Below are 16,906 nucleotides of genomic sequence, written 5' to 3'. Positions count from 1 at the left end.
TCGTGCATCATGTCCGTCGCGGCCTGGCCCGCAGCACCGGCCCGGGGGCGGCGCTTCAGCGCAATCCATTCCCTGCAATAATAAGAAAGGGAGCTGTCCGCTGCCAGTGCTGCACGGCACCGCACTGCGAATCCTCCCGCCGGCAGCGGCGCGGGAATGGCGCCGAAAACATGCGGCACTCTTGATGTCGCAACGGAAAAGGCCCGACGCAAGGTCGGGCCTCTTGAACTTTCGTCCCTCGGCGCCGGGGCAGGTTGAACGCCGGAGGAAGACAGCCGGAGCGCGAAAGGCTCAGCTCTTGACCTTGCTCAGAGCGGTCTCGAAGGGCTTGTAGGCCTCCTTCGCCAGCTCGGTATAGAGCTCGCCGATCTTGGTGGCCTGGGCGACCGCGCCCTCATAGGCCGACTTCAGATAGGTCTGCTGAATTTCGATGGCCTGATCCAGCGACTTGGCGCCGAGCAGCTTCTCGAGGGCGGCGGTGCCCTGCTCGAAGGAGCTCTTGGTGTAATCGGCCACTTCGACCGCGATCGCCTGGGCGCTCTTCGAGAGCAGGCCGAAGCTCTTCATCGCGTTCTCGATATTGTCCTTGCTGAGCTGCTGGAGCTCTTCCGTGCTCTGCACCATGGGTGTCCTCATTCCTTTGCGCCGGCGCAAGGCCGGACCTGCCATTTCCGAGCGGGCGGGCTCTCCGTCTCGCCCGAAGCTAAGAATATGCACCGCAGCATAGATGTCAACAAAATTTGTGCACTGCACAAAAGGCCGAGACGCGCCCTGTCCGCGCCTGATTCACGCCTTGGTAACTCCGACTTCTTAGGCTCCCTTTCAGGTCGCTTTACCCTGCCCCTCATGTTGCCGTGCAACCTCCCGGCAAGCCGCGTATGGGCAAATGAGGCGCAGGGCTGGGCCGAGTGAGCGACCGACGATACGGGGCAATGTTCATGCGTACAGCTTCCGCGAGCCTTTCGCTCCTCACCAAGACCGTCGCCATGGCGGTGCTCGCAGGCTTTGTCTTTTCGGCCACCACGGCCGATGCCAAGCCGCGCAAGCGCGCGCAGATCGAGCGCTCCAAGGAGCGGGGCAAGAGCAAGCCGCGCAAGGTGGTCAGCCGTTCCGCCCCTTCCAGTGCAGAAACGAGCCGCTGGCATTATGGTTCCGCCGCCATCGTGGTGGATGCCAACACCGGCCGCGTGCTCTACGAGCAGGACGCCGACGCCCTGCGCCATCCGGCCTCGGTCACCAAGGTGATGACCCTCTACATGCTGTTCGAGCAGCTGGAGAACGGCCGCCTCAAGCTCACCAGCCAGTTGCCGGTCTCCTCCAAGGCCGCCGCTCAGTCGCCGTCCAAGCTCGGCCTGCGCCCCGGCTCCAGCATCGAGGTGGAGGATGCCATCAAGGCGGTGGTGACCCGCTCCGCCAATGACGTGGCGGTGGTGATCGCCGAGGCCATCGGCGGCACCGAGAGCAATTTCGCCGAGATGATGACCGCCAAGGCGCGGGCGCTCGGCATGGAGCGCACCACCTATCGCAACGCCTCCGGCCTCCCCAACCCCAACCAGCTCACCACCGCCCGAGACCTGTCCATCCTCGGCCGGGCGATCCAGGATCGCTTCCCCAAGCAATACCGTTACTTCGCCACCCGCACTTTCTATTATCGGGGCGAAGCCATCGGCAATCACAACCGCCTGCTCGGCCGCATGGAAGGCGTGGACGGCATCAAGACCGGCTACACCAACGCCTCGGGCTTCAACCTCCTGACCTCCCTCAAGGATGACAACCGCTATCTGATCGGCGTGGTGCTCGGCGGCCGGACTGCCTCTTCCCGCGACGCCCGCATGCGCGACATCCTGAACGACAACCTGCCGCGCGCCTATGCCGGCGGGCGCACCGTTCCGAAGATCACCGAGAACGGCAATCGCCTGGCTTTCAATGCGCCGCTGCCCCAGCCGGTGGAGCGCGAAGCGATCCCGGCCCACGAGGTGGCACCGCTGCCGAAGCCCGCCCTGGCGGTGTTCAGCGACGATCCGGAGATCACCGCCTCGCTCGCGGCCCGCGCCAAGTCGGGCTCGGTGGAGCCCATCAAGCCGGTGGCGGTGAAGACCGTGTCCATCCAGCGGCAGGTCGCCGTTGCGGCGCCGCCGCCGCAGGCCGCCGCAGCCTCCGCCAACGCCGCGGGCCGCGGCTTTGCCATGCCGGCCGGGGTGCTCGGCTATCTCGGCCCGTCGGATGCCGGCGCTTCGCCCGCGACCCAAGCGGCGACCCAGGCGGCACAAGGCCGCGCACGGGGCCGTGCCCCGGCGCCCACGCCGGCGCCGGCCCGCATGGAAGTGGCCATGCTTGATGAGGCGGATGGCGGCAAGGACGACTCCCGTTTCATCCCGCAGCAGCGCCCGGCGGATCTCGCCACCCGCGCCGCCCAGGTGGCCTCGCAGGAGCCCGCACGCAGCCAGCCGCGCACCATCACGGAACGGCCGGTGCAGGTGGCTTCCATCGCCCCCGTGAGCCTGCCGGCGCCGCGCCCGCAGCCCACGGCCGTGCGCAGCGGCTGGAAGATCCAGATTGGCGCCTTCGATGCCGAGAGCCAGGCCCGCGCCCGTCTCGACCTCGCGCAGAACAAGGCCAAGTCCCTGCTGGGCAACGCCGATCCCTATACGGAGAAGGTCACCAAAGGAAACTCCGCGCTCTATCGGGCCCGTTTCGCCGGGCTCGACAAGAAGAGCGCCGAGGCGGCCTGCCGTTTACTACAGCGTAACGCCTTCGCCTGCATGACTATCCGGAACTGAACGTCACGCAGGAGAATCAGCGATGTCTGCGCAGGATCACATCCTTGGCCTGATTGATCCGCGCGGCCAGATAGCTGGAGCCCCCGGCATCGGGGTGGACCTTCTTCATGAGCGCATGGTGGGTGGCGCGCACCGTCGCGGCATCCGCACCCGGCTGAAGCCCAAGGACCTCGTAGGCTTCCTGTTCGGTCATCGGGCCGCTGCTCGCCGCACCGCCCATCTGCCCGCCACCCGCGTCAGCCTGAGCGTCTTCACGCCAAGCGGGCGCCCGGCGGTCGAGATAAGCTTCGAGTAGGGCCAGGGACTGCGCGTCGCACACCGCGCGCAACGACAACAAGGTGGGCAGGTCCAGCTGATCGAGGCTGCTGCCCGCATGGGGCCCCGCCACCACCCGCCCGCTCAAGGTTCCCCTGGCGTGGTCCAGCTCCATCTCGAACCAGGCGGACCGCACCTGAGACGTCTTCGGCGTCCGGCGGGACCGGAACAGGCCGCCGAGCCAGCCACCAATCCCACCAGGATCGAGCCGCCCCAGCAGCGCCAGCCCCACCGCCGCCAGCGGGATCGCCGCGCCCACCCGGCCCAGCGCCAGGGCGCCGGCAGCCCCCAGCAGCGCCGCATAAGCGAGGGTCCGCATCAGCATCTCGGCCAGCACCTTCGGATCGGCCTTGGTCCACACCTTGAGGCCGTAAAGGCCGATGGCCAGCAGCAGCGCGCCGGCGATAAGACTGATCACATCAAGCTCCTGCGCCGGCCCCAGTTCGAGCCGGTCATCGACAGCCATAGCAGGCCGTGCCGCCCCGACGAAGGCACGCAGCGCGGCTGCATTGTCGCGTCACCGGACGAGGCTAGGGCTTCGACAAGGCCGTCAGCAGGCGCCGGGCCTCCGCATCGCCGCGCGCTTCCAGGGCGCGTGTGCCACCAGCCGCATAGGCGGCCACCGCCGACAGCAGCGCCCGCAACTGCGCGCCGGCGCGGGCGTCGAACTGGCAATAGGCGCCGCCCGTCACCCGCGCCAGGCCCCGAAAGGCGCGCTCCACCCGAAGGTCGCGCCCCTCCTGGAACATGAACAGGCGCACGCCGCGCAAGGCGAGCTGCCCGGCCGCCGCATGCAGGGCGTCCTCGTCCTCTTCCAGAGCATCGCCGATGAAGACCGCGGCCTTGAGCCCAGAGCGCTCCGCCTCCTTGCCCAGATGGCCGAGCACCCGGTGGATCTGCGTGAGCCCGCCTTCGCAGCTGATGCGCCCCATCAGCCGGCGCAGGGTGGCCGCATCGGCCACAAACGGCGAGGCCCGGCACTCGTCATGGCCGCGGTAATAGATGATCTGCATGGCGAGGCCGCCGTGCTCAGCGGCGGCGGCGAACATGTCCGCCTGGATCTCGCAGGCCAGCGACCAGGTGGGCTGACGCGAGGCGGTGGCATCCAGGGCGAAGGCCAGCCGCCCCTCCCCCGCGCCCCCCCGCACCGGCGCCCGGCTCTTCACGTCCGCCAGGAAGCGGGCGATGTCGGCGCCGCTGGAGGGCTGCGGCGGCGCGGTGCCCGGCCGGGTCGAAAGACCGGCCGCCGTCTTGTCGTCTGCGCGCGCCATGCTGCCTCGCCCTTCCTCTCGTGAACCGTCGCCAACACACGGACCATAGGGCCTGCCGCAGCCGGAACCAAGAAAGCGCCCAAGGCCCCCGATGCCCGGGTCTGCACCGGGCAGCGGGTGCCGCTTCCCTCGCGCCGCCTCCCGATCTAGGGTCCGGCCCGCTTGAAGCGCGGGGAGTCGCGAGAACATGACCAACAAGCCGGCAGTGGTGGAAACGGTTCGGGATCTCAGGGCCACGGTGGCGGCGTTTCGCGCTGATGGCGCCCGCATCGCCCTGGTGCCCACCATGGGGGCGCTGCACGCGGGCCACATGGCGCTGGTGCGCCAGGCCAAGGAGCTGGTGGAAAAGGTGGTGGTTTCGGTGTTCGTGAACCCCACCCAGTTCGGCCCCAATGAGGATTTCTCGCGCTATCCGCGCACCTTCGAGGCGGATCTCGCCAAGCTCACCGAGATGGGCGTGGACGTGGTCTATGCCCCCTCCCCCGCCGAGATGTATCCGGAAGGCTTCTGCAGCAAGATCAGCCTTGCCGGCCCGGCCGAGGGGCTGGAGAGCGATTTCCGGCCCACCTTCTTCGCCGGCGTCGCCACCGTGGTGGGCAAGCTGTTCATCCAGTGCCGGCCGGACATCGCCACCTTCGGCGAGAAGGACTATCAGCAGCTGAAGGTGGTCACCCGCCTGTCCCGCGATCTCGACCTCGGGGTGGAAATCGTGCCGGTCGCCACCACCCGCGAGGCGGACGGCCTCGCCCTGTCATCCCGCAACGCCTACCTCTCTGCCGACGAGCGGGCCACGGCGCCGGTGATCCACGATGCCCTGAAGCATGCCGCCCTCAACATCGCCGGCGGCACCACACCCGATGCGGCGGTGGCCAAGGCGGCGGAGACCATCGCCGCCAAGGGGCTGAAGGTGGATTATGTGGTGGCCCGCCACGCCGAGACCCTGGCCCCGCTTACCGGCGCCACGGGCGAGCCCATCCGTCTGCTGGCGGCGGCCTGGCTGGGCAAGACCCGGCTCATCGACAACATGCCCGCCTGATCTTTCGCGCCCAGGTCACGGAGCGCCGATACAGGCGGATGCACTGGTCCTGGCCGTCTGGGCGCAGCTTCAAGCCTGCCCCGACGCACCCGCCACCCCATGCCGCGGTCGGAAGGAGTCCGCGCCGGCGTGCACCGGAGGCCGTTCCAAACAGCCTCCGGCCTGTCGCGCGCGGCCAGCGCTGGCATGGAGCGGCACCAAGGCCGTTTGGCCTCAGTCGTCGAACAGATGGTCGGCGGCGGTGATCAGGCCGATGTCCGGATTGGCCGCGCAATACTCGCCCAGCCGCTCGGCGTTCTTGGTGAATGTGTCGGTGTCGATCACCGGCGGGGCGTCGCCGTCTTTGTAATAGGCATCGAGCCAGGTGAGGATCACCATGATGGTGGTCTTGTCGCTGGTGACGAACTGCCGACAGGTCATGGTCGACAGATCCCATTTCTCAGCAAATGCGGGAGTGGAGATGCAAACGGCCGCGGCCAGCATCGCTGGCACCAGGATGGCAGGGCACTTCATGATGGGCACCCGTGAGCAGCACTCATGTCGCCGATGACGACTGCGACATCCTGACGCTACCACAGCCTGAAAGACGCCGCCACGGCTGCCCCCGCCGTCCCGCCTGCTTCGGATCGGCCCGATCTCGGCATCGGCGACGGCGCCGGCCCGTCCGGTCGGCGCGGGGCACGCGGCGGCGAACACGGCCGCCGCCCAGCGCAGAACGTTCAGTGCAGGATCTGGCTGAGGAACAGCTTGGTGCGCTCGTGCTGCGGGTTCGAGAAGAAGGCGTTGGGCTCGTTCATCTCGATGATCTGGCCGGCGTCCATGAAGATCACCCGATTGGCCACCTGCCGGGCGAAGCCCATCTCATGGGTCACGCACAGCATGGTCATGCCGTCCTGGGCCAGCTCCACCATGGTGTCCAGCACCTCCTTCACCATTTCCGGGTCGAGCGCCGAGGTGGGCTCATCGAACAGCATGATACGCGGGCGCATGCACAGGGCGCGGGCGATGGCCACGCGCTGCTGCTGGCCGCCGGAGAGCTGGCCCGGATATTTGTTGGCCTGGTGGGGGATCTTCACCTTCTCGAGGAAGTGCATGGCCAGCGCCTCGGCTTCCTTCTTCGGCATCTTGCGCACCCACATGGGAGCGAGCGTGCAATTCTCCAGAATGGTGAGATGGGGGAACAGGTTGAAGTGCTGGAAGCACATCCCCACCTCGCGCCGCACCTCGTCGATGCGCTTCAGATCGTCGGTGAGCTCGATGCCGTCGACGATGATGCGCCCCTTCTGGTGCTCCTCCAGCCGGTTGATGCAGCGGATGAGGGTGGACTTGCCGGAACCGGATGGCCCGCAGATGACGAGCCGCTCACCGCGGGTGACGGTGAGGTTCACGTCGCGCAACACATGGAACTCGCCATACCATTTGTTCACGCCCACCAGCTCGATGGCCACTTTCGGGGCCTCGGCTTCAGTCTTGGCGATCATCGGATCTTTGGCGATCATCGGGTCGGTGCTCATGGCCTGCGGCCCTTTCAGTGACGTTGGGCCCGATCGAGACGCTTCTCGAGCGCCATCGAATAGCGGGACATGCCGAAGCAGAAGACGAAATAGATGAGACCGGCGAAGCCGAAGCCCGTGAACAGGGTGGTCGGCGTCGCCCAATTGGGATCGGTGAAGGCGGCTCGCATGGCGCCGAGCAGATCGAAGATGGAGACGATCAACACCAGCGTCGTGTCCTTGAACAGGCCGATGAAGTTGTTGACGATGCCCGGGATCACCAGCTTCAGCGCCTGCGGCAGCACCACGAGGCGCATCATCGGCCCATAGCGCAGGCCCACCGCCATGGCCCCCTCATACTGGCCCTTGGGAATGGCCTGCAGGCCGCCGCGCACCACCTCCGCCATATAGGCCGAGGCGAAGAGCGCGACACCCACCAGGGCCCGCAACAGGCCATCGATGGTCATGCCGTCGGGCAGGAACAGGGGCAGCATGTAGGTGGCGAAGAACAGCACGGTGATGACCGGCACGCCGCGCCAGAACTCAATGAAGAGGATGGAGCAGATCTTCACCAGCGGCACCGAGGAGCGCCGCCCCAGCGCCAGCAGGATGCCGAAGGGCAGCGACACGGTGATGCCGCTCACGGCGATCACCAGCGTCACCAGCAGGCCGCCCCACAGGCGGGTTTCCACCGGCTCCAGGCCGAAGTTCACATCCACCGCCAGCAGCACCAGCGCCAGCGGCACCATGATGGTCGCCACGGTCCGCACGGCGCCGCGCACCGCATCGGGCCCCGCCACCACCCGCGCGATGCCGCCGGCCAGCGCCGCCAGCAGCACGCTGGAGAGGACATAATCGGTCCAGAACACCCACGACACGCTCACGCCCGGCGCCACACGCGGGAACAGCGCATCGAACCCGAGATAGCCGAGCAGGAAGTGGCGCAGCTGGAAATTGCCGCCGGTGAGCAGCACGAACGCCACCACCGGATAGACGCCGAAGAAGGCGATGGCGTTGAGGCGCTTGTAGGGCACCTGCTGCAGAACCAGCGGCAGCAGCAGCAGGGCGCCGAGGGCATAGACCACATTGACCCGCCAGCGCTCACCCGCGGGGTAGAAGCCATAGATGAGTTGGTTGATCTTGGCCCAGATGAACGGCCAGCAGGCCCCCACCGGGTGGCCCACGTCGGCGGGCAGGCAGGCGGTGCGGTTGGTGCCGCTCCATACCGCGTCCACCAAGAAGAACTGCACCAGCGGCGGCACCACCACATAGAGCAGCCACAGGCCGAACAGGGTGAGCAGCACCTGGGGCACCGAGCCCAGAAGGTGCGCGCGCACCCAGCGCACCGGGCCGCGATCGGAAACCGGCGGCGGCTCCGGCTCGCGGAATGTGGAGGAGACGAAGATGGTTTCGCTGGTCATGCTACCGCTCCACCAGCGCGACGCGCTTGTTGTACCAGCCCATGATGAGCGAGGTGACAATCGAGATCGCCAGATAGACCGCCATGGTCATGGCGATGATCTCGATGGCCTGTCCGGTCTGGTTGAGGGTGGTGCCGGCGAAGATGGCGAACAGGTCCGGATAGCCCACCGCCACGCCCAGCGATGAATTCTTGGTGAGGTTCAGATACTGGCTGGTGAGGGGCGGCACGATTACCCGCATGGCCTGCGGAATGATGACGAGGCGCAAGGTGGGCCCGGTGCGCAGCCCCAGCGAATGGGCGGCCTCGCTCTGTCCCTTCGAGACCGCGAGAATGCCCGAGCGCACGATCTCGGCGATGAAGCCGGCCGTGTAGGTGGACAGGGCCAGCAGCAGCGCCACGAATTCGGGGATGACCGAAAGTCCGCCCTGGAAGTTGAAGCCGCGCAGGTGTGGCACATCCATGTGAACCGGAAAGCCCACCAGCGCCGCGGCGATCAGCGGCAGCACGATGATCAGGCCGAGGGACGACCAGAACACCGGAAACTGCGCACCCGTGGCCTCCCGCCGCTTGCGGGCCCAGCGGGCGATAAGGAAGCTGACCACCAGCGCCAGCACCAGGGCGGCCAGGATCAGCCCAGAGCCCTCGCCGAAGATGGGCTTGGGCATCATCAGCCCGCGGTTGTTGATGAACACCGCCGGGGCGCCCAGGTCCGCGGCGAAGGCGCTGAGGGGCGCGCCGAGAAAGCCAAGGCCGATGGCCGACAGACCGGAGCCGAGGGCACCAAACAGCGGCTGCAGCCCCACACCCCAGCTCTGCCGCGGCGTGGGCAGGGCCGCCAGCACCGCCAGATACCAGAACAGGATCTGGAACAGAGGCGGCAGGTTGCGGGTGACCTCCACGTAAGCAGAGGCCAGCGCCTTGATCACCACATTCTTGGAAAGGCGCGCCACGCCCACCAGGAAGCCGAGGATGGTGGCGAGGATGACGCCAAGGAAGGCGACCAGCAGGGTGTTCAGCAGGCCGACCAGGAAGGCCCGCCCATAGCTCATGTTCTCATTATAGGGAATGAGCGTCTGGCTGATGGCGAAGCCGGCGCGGTCTTCAAGAAAGCCGAAGCCCGAGGCGATGCCGAGCCGCGACAGGTTGCCCTGCGCATTGGCATAGAAGGACCACACAAGCCAGACGAGAACGAGCCCGAGCACGATCTGAATAACAGATGAGCGGAGCTTCGGATCCGTCCACGACCAACGCCGCCGCCCGAGGGCGGGGTCAGAGAGGCGAGCATCCGACATGAAACCCTCGAAGGTGCGGAAGCTCTTCGGCTTCCAATTCTTATTTTATGCAATTTTTATGCTGTGGAAGCGGGCACACCGGCGCCCGCTTCCTTTTCGGTGAGGAAATGCCGCGCCTCAGCGCACCGGCATGCCGTACTGGATGCCGCCGTGGTTCCACAGATTGTTGAGGCCGCGCTCGATGCCGAGCGGCGTCGAGGGACCCACGTTGCGGTCGTAGATCTCGCCGTAGTTACCGGTGGCTTTCACGATCCGCACCACCCAGTCCGCGGTGAGGCCGATACCCTCGCCATACTTGCCGTCGGTGCCCAGCAACCGCTTCACTTCCGGATTGGCGGAATTGACCATCTCACCCACGTTCTTGGAGGTGACACCCAGTTCCTCCGCATCGAGCAGGGCGAAATAGGTCCACTTCACGAGATCGAACCACTGGTCGTCGCCATGGCGCACCAGCGGGCCGAGGGGCTCCTTGGAGATGGTCTCGGGCAGCAGCACGTGGTCGGCGGGATTGGTGAGCTTGAGGCGCACCGCCGCGAGCTGGGACTTGTCGGAGGTGAACACGTCGCATCGGCCCGACTCATAGGCCTTCACGGTCTCGTCGAGGGTCGCGAAGGCGATCACTTCGCGATACTTCATGTTGTTGGCGCGGAAATAGTCGCCCACGTTCAGCTCGTTGGAGGTGCCCGTCTGCACGCAGATGGAGGCGCCCTCCAGCTCCTTGGAGCCCTTCAGCCCCAGCGACTTGCGCACCAGGAAGCCCTGGCCGTCATAGTAAGTGACGCCGGCGAAGTTGAAGCCCAGCGTGGTGTCGCGCGACATGGTCCAGGTGGTGTTGCGCGACAGGAGGTCGATGGCGCCGGAGGTGAGGGCCGTGAAGCGGTCCTTGGCCGACAGGGGGGTGAATTTCACCTTGGTGGGATCGTTGAAGATCGCCGCCGCCACCGCGCGGCAGAAATCCACGTCGAATCCGGTCCATTCATTTTTGTCGTTCGGCGAGGAGAAGCCCGGCAGGCCCTGTGACACGCCGCAGTTGAGCGCGCCCCGTGCCTTGACCTCGTCGAGGGTGGAGGCATGAGCCACACCGACCAGGGACAGGAGGCCGGCGGCTGCGAGGAGGATGCGTTTCACGGAAGGTTCCTTCTTTGGATAAATCCGAGCCCACTGCCGGGCGGACCTTCCCGCTGCGGTGAAGGCTCGACGCCGCGGCCCGAGACGTCTATCCCGCCCATCACAAACCGATGTTGCGGTACGGTCAATAGCGACGCACGGCTTATCCGGGACTTATGACAGGAGCTCGAAATGGCGGATGGACACGACGGGATCGACACGGCAGGGTTGAAGACTGCCACCCAGCTGGTCCTCCTTGGCCGCGATCCCCAGCGCTTCGACGGCTTCGTCAACACGCCGGTGGTGCGCGGCTCCACCGTCCTGTCCGCCAGCTATGACGATCTCATCCACCACCGCGGCCGCTACAGCTATGGCCGGCGCGGCAATCCCACCACCGAGGGTTTCGAGGCGGCTCTGCAGGCCATCGAGGGCAGCGACGGCGTCGCCCTCACCCCCTCGGGCCTGTCCGCCTGCTCCATCGCTTTGCTCTCGGTGCTGAACGCCGGCGACCACCTCTTGATGGTGGACACCGCCTATCGCCCCACCCGCACGGTGTGCGACACGGTGCTGAAGCGCATGGGCGTGGAGACCACCTATTACGATCCTTTGATCGGCGCCGGCATCGAAAGCCTCATCCGCGACAACACCAGGGCCATCTTCCTGGAGGCCCCGGGCTCGCAGAGCTTCGAGATGCAGGATGTGCCCGCCATCACCGCGGTGGCGCGGGCGCGCGGCGTCACCACCCTTATCGACAACACCTGGGCGACGCCGGTGTTCTTCAAGCCGCACGCGGCCGGGGTCGACATCTCCATCCAGGCCGGCACCAAATATATCGGCGGCCACGCGGACCTGAACCTCGGCACCATCTCGGCGGTGGGGCCGGCCTGGAAGAAGGTCATCACCACCCACGGCAACCTGGGCATCACCATTTCACCGGACGATGCGGCGCTCGGCGCGCGCGGGCTGCGCACCCTGGCGGTGCGGCTCGCCCATCACCAGCAGGCGGCGCTGGAGATGGCGCAATGGCTGCAAGGCCGGCCCGAGGTCTCCCGGGTGCTGCATCCGGCGCTGCCTTCCGATCCCGGTCATGCCATCTGGAAGCGGGACTTCACCGGCGCCTCAGGCCTGTTCAGCCTCATCCTGAACCCGGTGCCGGAGCAGGCGGTGGCGGCCTTCTTCGATTCCCTGAAGCTGTTCGGCATGGGCTATTCCTGGGGCGGCTTTGAGAGCCTCGCCATCCCGTTCGATTGCAGCGACTACCGCACCGCCACGGCGTGGAATGTGGAAGGCCCGGCGGTGCGCCTGCATATCGGCCTCGAGGACACGACCGACCTGAAGGCGGACCTCGACCAGGCCTTCGCCAAGATGCGCGCCGCCGCCTGAGGCCTGGCCATGATCGTCCGCGAGCGTCCCGGCCTGGTGCGCCTGTTCCTGATTCTGAGGGGCTCCGTGCTGCAGCGGATCTTCCCGCAGGTGCTTGTGGTGATGGCGCTTTCTACGGTGGTGGTGTTCGCCCACGGGCGGGCACCGGGGGCCTTCCCCACCTTCAGCGGCGCCCCCTTCGCCTTGCTGGGCATCGCCCTGTCGGTGTTCCTCGGTTTCTCCAACAATGCCTGCTACGACCGCTGGTGGGAGGCCCGCAAAGCCTGGGGCGCGCTGGTCGCCGCCTTGCGTGACCTCACCCGCCGCACGCTGCTGCTGGAGCATTACGGGCCGGATGCCGCCGCCGCGCGGGGGCGGCTGATCGATCTCGCCATTGCCTTCCCCCATGCGCTGGTGGCCCACCTGCGCCCCGGCGCCGCCGCCACAGCGCTAGACCGGGTAATGCCCGCCGGCCTCGCGGCGGCGATGGCCGCCAGCCCCAATCCGCCCGAGCGGCTGCTGCGCGAGATGGGCGAGACCCTGGCCCGCCTGCGCGCCCGGAATGTGCTGTCCGACGTGGAATACCGCACCATCGACGATGTGGTGGCGCGAATGAATGATGTTCTGGCCGCCTGCGAGCGCATCAAGAGCACGCCGGTGCCGTTCGGCTACCTGCTGCTGCTCCATCGCACCGCCTATCTGTTCTGCTTCCTGCTGCCGTTCGGCTTCGCCGACGTGCTGGGCTGGGGCACGCCGGTGGCCACGGCCCTCGTCGCCTACACTTTCTTCGGCCTCGATGCGCTGGGCAGCGAATTGGAGGAGCCGTTCGGCACCCTGCCCAATGACCTGCCCATCGCGGCGCTCGCCACGGCCATGGAGATCGGCCTGCGGGAGACCCGGGGTGAGAGCGACCTGCCGGCGCTGCCGCAGCCGGTGGACCACATCCTGCATTGACGTTGCACGCGCATAAGGGACAACGGCCCGCGCAGCGGCTGCTGTACGGGCCGTAGATCATGTGCCGGTGAATGAGAAGAGCTCAGGTCACCGCCCGGGCCGCCCGCCGCTCGCGCAGGGCGAACTGCAGGTTGCGGATATAGATGAAGGTGCTCAGCGCCTGGCCGGCGATGAACACCGGATCACGCCGATAGAGGGCATAGACCAGGAGCAGGGTGCCGCCACCCAGCGAGAAGGTCCAGAAGGCGAACGGAATCACCGAGCGCTGGGCCCGTTCCGAGGCGATCCACTGCACCACGAAGCGCATGGTGAACATGAACTGGGCCACCAGGCCCAGCACCGTCCACCAGTCGAACTGCTCCACGAACACCTCGTGGAAGTACCGGACGATCTCCGAGAGGTAATAGACCATCTCAGCCGTGCTCCACCACGCGGGGCATGCGGCGGCGGCGAATGAGCCACCACACCCCGATGAGATCGGCCATGCCCACCCACAGGCGGTTCCAGAAACCGTATTTGGAGACGCCGTGCCAGCGTTCGCGATCCACCACCTGCACGGTGCGGATCTCATAGCCCTCGCGCCGCACCAGCGCCGACATGAAGCGGTGCAGCCCGTCGAACATGGGCAGCCGCAGGTGCACGTCGCGACGCACCACCTTCAAGCCGCAGCCAGTATCGCGATTGCCATCATTGAGCAGCGCCCGGCGCACCGCGTTGGCGAGGCGGGACTGGAAGCGCTTGAAGGCGGTGTCCTTGCGGCCCTGCCGCTCGCCCTGCACCATGCCGACGATGGGACCGCCGGCATCGATCACCCGCACCATCTCCGGCAGATAGGCGGGATTGTTCTGGCCATCACCGTCGAGCAGCAGCAGCAGTTCGCCCCGCGCCGCCCAGGCGCCCGTGTCCAGGCCCGCGGACTTCCCGCAGGAGGTCTCATGCACGAAGATGCGCATGTAGGGGCGGCTCGCGGCCGCCACCCGCAGCGCGGCCAGGGTGCCATCGGACGAGCCGTCGTCGACGAAAATCAGCTCGAAGGGCTCGAACGATAGCGCCTGATCGATCTCATCGATCAGCGGCGCCACATTCTCCGCCTCATCCCGAACGGCGATGATCACCGAGAGGCGGGGGACGACAGCGGTACTTGGATCAGCGGAGGTCACGATCTCGCCTCTTCAAGGGATACGGGAGAGCGGCGGCACCAGGGCAGCAGCAGACCGAGCCGCCGCGCCGAGGGCCCCGCCATGGGGGCGATACACCCTTCGGCGTCCACCTGGAACACCAGCCGGCGTGCGGCAAATACCTTTACCATCCACAGCACGAACACGCAGGCCACCACGCCCCCCGCGATCACATCGCTGGGGAAATGGGAGCCGAGCACCACCCGGGTCGCCGCCACCACCACCGCCAGCGCCAACAGCGCGCGCCGGGCCCGCGGGTAGAGCGCACCGAAGGCGACAGCCGTCGCGAACACGGTGGTCGCATGACCCGAGGGAAATGACGCGAACGTGGATTTCCACGCCAGCCAGTGGAACGTCAACTGCGGATATTCCCCCGGCAGGTGCCACGCCGCATAGGGACGGGCCCGCCCGAGCAGCCGCTTCACCACGGTCACCAGCAGTCCCACCCCGGCGATGGACAGGAACAGGAAGCCCAGGCGAGCGATCACCGCGCTGGCGACGCGGCGGCCCATGTCGTCCAGGGTGCCGCGCAGCGCCAGCACATAGGCCAGCAGGAGCCCGAGCGGCCACAGCACCACCCCGCCGAGGCCAAGGTCGGTCAGCCGCTCCGCCACCACCAGTACGGGCGCCGCCAGCCGGCTGCGCAGCCCCGCCACCAGCGGATCGACCAGCAGCATCGCCGCCACCACCAGTCCTATCCCCACCGCCAGGCCCGCCAGAATTTCCGGCCAGCCGGCCCGCACCACCCGCGGCGCCGGCACCCGGTGCGCCGGGCGGCGCAACAGATAGGCCAGCCCCGAGACGAGCCCAGCCACCACGGCGCGGCCGCCCTCGATCACCCGTGCGGCGGCCTGCCCGCTCGTGGCGCTCACCGGGCCGGCTCCATGGAGCGGTAGACGGTGATGCTGATGGGTCGCCCGCCGTTGTAGGTGAAGCCCTCCACGGTGGCGATGGCGCGGTACTTCAGATCAAGCTCCGCTGCCCGCCTCTGGAATGGCTTCTCGAATTTCTGGCCGATGAAGGCCAAGGCGCAACCGCCCTGCTTCAGCAGATCGGCCGAGGCGGCGGCCGAGGTGTAGCGGATGTCCGTTCCCACCAGGAAGACGAGGCTCGGCTCCTGATAGGGGATGGAGGCAATATTGCCGGCCGGGCACCCGCTCTCGGCGGCGATGGCGGCCAGCCGCTCGGAGATCCATACCGCCCGCATCTGCGGCAGCAGCAGCTGATAGACCGTGAAATAGAGCACCAGGGCCGCGCAGGCGGCGGTCAGGAACGCCCCTTCGGGCCCGGCTCCCGGAAGCGCGCGCGCGGCCAGCACCGCCAGCAGCACCGCCACCAGCAGCAGCGGCCAGGCGGCGAGGCCGAAGGCGAAGCCGCTGCCCAGCACCACATAGCCGCCGCCCAGCACCACCGCCAGCACGCCGGCGAGGATGGGCCATAGCCACACCAGGCCCGCCAGCCGGCTGCCGACCTTGGCGAGGCTGTTCTTCTCGATCGCCAGCACCGCCAGGATGGCGAGGCCCGGATAGAGCGGCAGCACATAATGGGGCAGCTTGGTGGCCGCCAGCTCGAAAGCGATCCAGGCGGGCACCACCCAGGCCAGCAGGAAGCGCACCCGTGGCGCGCGCCACATGCGCCAGGCGAACGGCACCGCCATGGCCACCAGCACGATGGCCGGCCAGAAGGTGCCCCATACAGCCAGGAGATAGGTGCCGGGGGGACCCCAATGTCCCTCCTGGCCTTCCGTCACCTTGCCCAGCATGTCGACGCCCACCGCGTGCTGGTAGAAGGCGCCGTCGGTGACGATGTAAATGGCGATGAACCACGGCAGCACCAGCAGCAGGCACCACAGCAGACCCACCAATGGCTTCAGTGGCTTGAGGAAGCGGCCAGAGCGCTCGGTGATGGCGAGCGCCAGCACCGCCAGGCCCACGAACAGCGGCCCCATGGGCCCCTTCACCAGGATGCTGGCAGCCATGGCGGTCCAGAAAATGGCCGCCAGGCCCCAGTCTCCCACCCGGGGATTGGGCGGCCGCAGATAGGCCCGGGCCAGCGCGCCGAAGGCGGCGACGATGGTGAACAGCAGCACCGCATCGGTCTTGGCGAGGCGCGCCTCGACCCCCAGCAGCACGCAGGTGGCCATCATCAGGCCGGCCAGCAGCGCCCCGCGCCGGGTGACGAACACCAGCGCCGTCCAATAGGTGAGCAGCACCGCGCCGATGGCGGCGATCAGCGAGGGAAGGCGGTAGAAGGCAATGGAGGTGCGCGCGGAAGGGCCCACCACGGCCTCACCCAGCTTCACGGAAGCGGCCTGCAGCCAGTGGATGCCCACCGGCTTCTTGTGGCGCGCCTGCACGTGGAAGCGGATGTCCACGTAATTGCCGCTCTCCAGCATTTGCTTGGTGGCCTGGGCGAAGCGCGCCTCGTCCCGGTCGATGGGCGACAGCGAGAACAGCCCCGGCAGGAAGGCCAGCAGTGCCACCACCACCAGCACGAAGCAGGCACGCCCGTGGCTGGTGGCGGCGAGATCCAGCGCCCGCGGCAGACGGTGCGGAAGGTCGAGGACGGACGCCCGGCCCTTATGGGGGGCGGGCTCTGAGATGGCCATGCTTGTGGTCGGACCCGGTTGAATTGGGCGCGGACAATAACAGAAAGCCCCGCCCCGGAAAGACCCGACCCGACCGCAGGAAGGTGC

General features: G+C 67.6%; 16 protein-coding genes. 4 read left to right on the top strand and 12 right to left on the bottom strand.

The annotated features are described in order from the left end of the window. Positions 1–291: 291 nt before the first annotated feature. Entirely contained in the window at positions 292–624 is a 333-nt protein-coding gene (locus ACU4E7_RS14455) for a phasin family protein (protein WP_238121685.1), read from the bottom strand. A gap of 308 nt (positions 625–932) precedes the next feature. On the opposite strand from ACU4E7_RS14455, the gene ACU4E7_RS14450 reads away from it, so the two are divergent. After that, positions 933–2,780 (top strand): serine hydrolase, encoded by a 1,848-nt coding sequence (locus ACU4E7_RS14450; protein WP_447019248.1) that lies wholly within the window; start codon positions 933–935, stop codon positions 2,778–2,780. 16 nt (positions 2,781–2,796) lie between these two features. Here the strand turns inward: ACU4E7_RS14450 and ACU4E7_RS14445 are convergent, their stop codons facing one another. Together ACU4E7_RS14445 and ACU4E7_RS14440 are read right to left on the bottom strand one after the other, a co-directional pair. After that, the gene (locus ACU4E7_RS14445) at positions 2,797–3,561 is read right to left on the bottom strand and encodes a DnaJ domain-containing protein (RefSeq protein WP_447019247.1); all 765 of its coding nucleotides are present in this window, start codon (positions 3,559–3,561) and stop codon (positions 2,797–2,799) included. 64 nt (positions 3,562–3,625) lie between these two features. Next, positions 3,626–4,366: a VWA domain-containing protein gene (locus tag ACU4E7_RS14440; RefSeq protein ID WP_447019246.1), complete on the bottom strand. Its 741-nt coding sequence runs from the start codon at positions 4,364–4,366 to the stop codon at positions 3,626–3,628. A 187-nt stretch (positions 4,367–4,553) separates the two neighbouring features. Between ACU4E7_RS14440 and panC the strand changes: the two genes are divergently transcribed. Beyond that, positions 4,554–5,402 carry a pantoate--beta-alanine ligase gene (gene panC, locus ACU4E7_RS14435; RefSeq protein ID WP_447019245.1) on the top strand — a complete coding sequence of 283 codons (849 nt, stop codon included), beginning with the start codon at positions 4,554–4,556 and terminating at the stop codon, positions 5,400–5,402. A gap of 213 nt (positions 5,403–5,615) precedes the next feature. Here the strand turns inward: panC and ACU4E7_RS14430 are convergent, their stop codons facing one another. The 5 genes from ACU4E7_RS14430 to ACU4E7_RS14410 all read right to left on the bottom strand — a co-directional run bounded on the left by ACU4E7_RS14430 (position 5,616) and on the right by ACU4E7_RS14410 (position 10,738). Then, the gene (locus ACU4E7_RS14430) at positions 5,616–5,915 is read right to left on the bottom strand and encodes an HdeA/HdeB family chaperone (protein ID WP_447019244.1); all 300 of its coding nucleotides are present in this window, start codon (positions 5,913–5,915) and stop codon (positions 5,616–5,618) included. 206 nt (positions 5,916–6,121) lie between these two features. Then, the gene (locus tag ACU4E7_RS14425) at positions 6,122–6,883 is read right to left on the bottom strand and encodes an amino acid ABC transporter ATP-binding protein (protein ID WP_447021640.1); all 762 of its coding nucleotides are present in this window, start codon (positions 6,881–6,883) and stop codon (positions 6,122–6,124) included. Between the two features lie 47 nt (positions 6,884–6,930). Continuing rightward, positions 6,931–8,316 (bottom strand): amino acid ABC transporter permease, encoded by a 1,386-nt coding sequence (locus ACU4E7_RS14420; protein ID WP_447019243.1) that lies wholly within the window; start codon positions 8,314–8,316, stop codon positions 6,931–6,933. A gap of 1 nt (position 8,317) precedes the next feature. Next, complete coding sequence (locus ACU4E7_RS14415; RefSeq protein ID WP_238121678.1) at positions 8,318–9,610, bottom strand: amino acid ABC transporter permease; 1,293 nt, start codon at positions 9,608–9,610, stop codon at positions 8,318–8,320. Between the two features lie 117 nt (positions 9,611–9,727). Then, complete coding sequence (locus ACU4E7_RS14410) at positions 9,728–10,738, bottom strand: amino acid ABC transporter substrate-binding protein (protein ID WP_238121677.1); 1,011 nt, start codon at positions 10,736–10,738, stop codon at positions 9,728–9,730. Positions 10,739–10,909: 171 nt separating this feature from the next. On the opposite strand from ACU4E7_RS14410, the gene metC reads away from it, so the two are divergent. Both metC and ACU4E7_RS14400 read left to right on the top strand, forming a co-directional pair. Then, positions 10,910–12,100 (top strand): cystathionine beta-lyase, encoded by a 1,191-nt coding sequence (gene metC / locus ACU4E7_RS14405; protein WP_447019242.1) that lies wholly within the window; start codon positions 10,910–10,912, stop codon positions 12,098–12,100. Positions 12,101–12,109: 9 nt separating this feature from the next. After that, positions 12,110–13,033 (top strand): bestrophin family protein, encoded by a 924-nt coding sequence (locus ACU4E7_RS14400; RefSeq protein WP_447019241.1) that lies wholly within the window; start codon positions 12,110–12,112, stop codon positions 13,031–13,033. 82 nt (positions 13,034–13,115) lie between these two features. Here ACU4E7_RS14400 and ACU4E7_RS14395 read toward each other — a convergent pair whose 3' ends face one another. The 4 genes from ACU4E7_RS14395 to ACU4E7_RS14380 are packed head-to-tail and all read right to left on the bottom strand — an operon-like array spanning position 13,116 to position 16,819. Continuing rightward, positions 13,116–13,445 carry a lipid-A-disaccharide synthase N-terminal domain-containing protein gene (locus tag ACU4E7_RS14395; RefSeq protein WP_238121674.1) on the bottom strand — a complete coding sequence of 110 codons (330 nt, stop codon included), beginning with the start codon at positions 13,443–13,445 and terminating at the stop codon, positions 13,116–13,118. A gap of 1 nt (position 13,446) precedes the next feature. Next, positions 13,447–14,148 carry a glycosyltransferase gene (locus ACU4E7_RS14390; protein WP_447019240.1) on the bottom strand — a complete coding sequence of 234 codons (702 nt, stop codon included), beginning with the start codon at positions 14,146–14,148 and terminating at the stop codon, positions 13,447–13,449. Between the two features lie 41 nt (positions 14,149–14,189). Then, positions 14,190–15,083: a phosphatase PAP2 family protein gene (locus ACU4E7_RS14385; RefSeq protein WP_238121672.1), complete on the bottom strand. Its 894-nt coding sequence runs from the start codon at positions 15,081–15,083 to the stop codon at positions 14,190–14,192. Continuing rightward, complete coding sequence (locus tag ACU4E7_RS14380) at positions 15,080–16,819, bottom strand: ArnT family glycosyltransferase (protein WP_238121671.1); 1,740 nt, start codon at positions 16,817–16,819, stop codon at positions 15,080–15,082. Before ACU4E7_RS14380 ends, ACU4E7_RS14385 begins: the two co-directional genes overlap by 4 nt. Positions 16,820–16,906: the final 87 nt, after the last annotated feature.

It is taken from the genome of Xanthobacter sp. ZOL 2024 (assembly GCF_052932325.1).
This window is presented reverse-complemented; position numbering and strand designations above follow the sequence as displayed.

What these genes read in the sequence shown, in the direction of transcription:
- panC (WP_447019245.1), top strand. Translation starts at nt 4,554, where the DNA reads ATGACCAACAAGCCGGCAGTGGTGGAAACGGTTCGGGATCTCAGGGCC.
- ACU4E7_RS14445 (WP_447019247.1), bottom strand. Translation starts at nt 3,561, where the DNA reads ATGGCTGTCGATGACCGGCTCGAACTGGGGCCGGCGCAGGAGCTTGAT.
- ACU4E7_RS14450 (WP_447019248.1), top strand. Translation starts at nt 933, where the DNA reads ATGTTCATGCGTACAGCTTCCGCGAGCCTTTCGCTCCTCACCAAGACC.
- ACU4E7_RS14430 (WP_447019244.1), bottom strand. Translation starts at nt 5,915, where the DNA reads ATGAAGTGCCCTGCCATCCTGGTGCCAGCGATGCTGGCCGCGGCCGTT.
- ACU4E7_RS14415 (WP_238121678.1), bottom strand. Translation starts at nt 9,610, where the DNA reads ATGTCGGATGCTCGCCTCTCTGACCCCGCCCTCGGGCGGCGGCGTTGG.
- ACU4E7_RS14455 (WP_238121685.1), bottom strand. Translation starts at nt 624, where the DNA reads ATGGTGCAGAGCACGGAAGAGCTCCAGCAGCTCAGCAAGGACAATATC.
- ACU4E7_RS14380 (WP_238121671.1), bottom strand. Translation starts at nt 16,819, where the DNA reads ATGGCCATCTCAGAGCCCGCCCCCCATAAGGGCCGGGCGTCCGTCCTC.
- ACU4E7_RS14395 (WP_238121674.1), bottom strand. Translation starts at nt 13,445, where the DNA reads ATGGTCTATTACCTCTCGGAGATCGTCCGGTACTTCCACGAGGTGTTC.
- ACU4E7_RS14400 (WP_447019241.1), top strand. Translation starts at nt 12,110, where the DNA reads ATGATCGTCCGCGAGCGTCCCGGCCTGGTGCGCCTGTTCCTGATTCTG.
- metC (WP_447019242.1), top strand. Translation starts at nt 10,910, where the DNA reads ATGGCGGATGGACACGACGGGATCGACACGGCAGGGTTGAAGACTGCC.
- ACU4E7_RS14440 (WP_447019246.1), bottom strand. Translation starts at nt 4,366, where the DNA reads ATGGCGCGCGCAGACGACAAGACGGCGGCCGGTCTTTCGACCCGGCCG.
- ACU4E7_RS14425 (WP_447021640.1), bottom strand. Translation starts at nt 6,883, where the DNA reads ATGATCGCCAAGACTGAAGCCGAGGCCCCGAAAGTGGCCATCGAGCTG.
- ACU4E7_RS14420 (WP_447019243.1), bottom strand. Translation starts at nt 8,316, where the DNA reads ATGACCAGCGAAACCATCTTCGTCTCCTCCACATTCCGCGAGCCGGAG.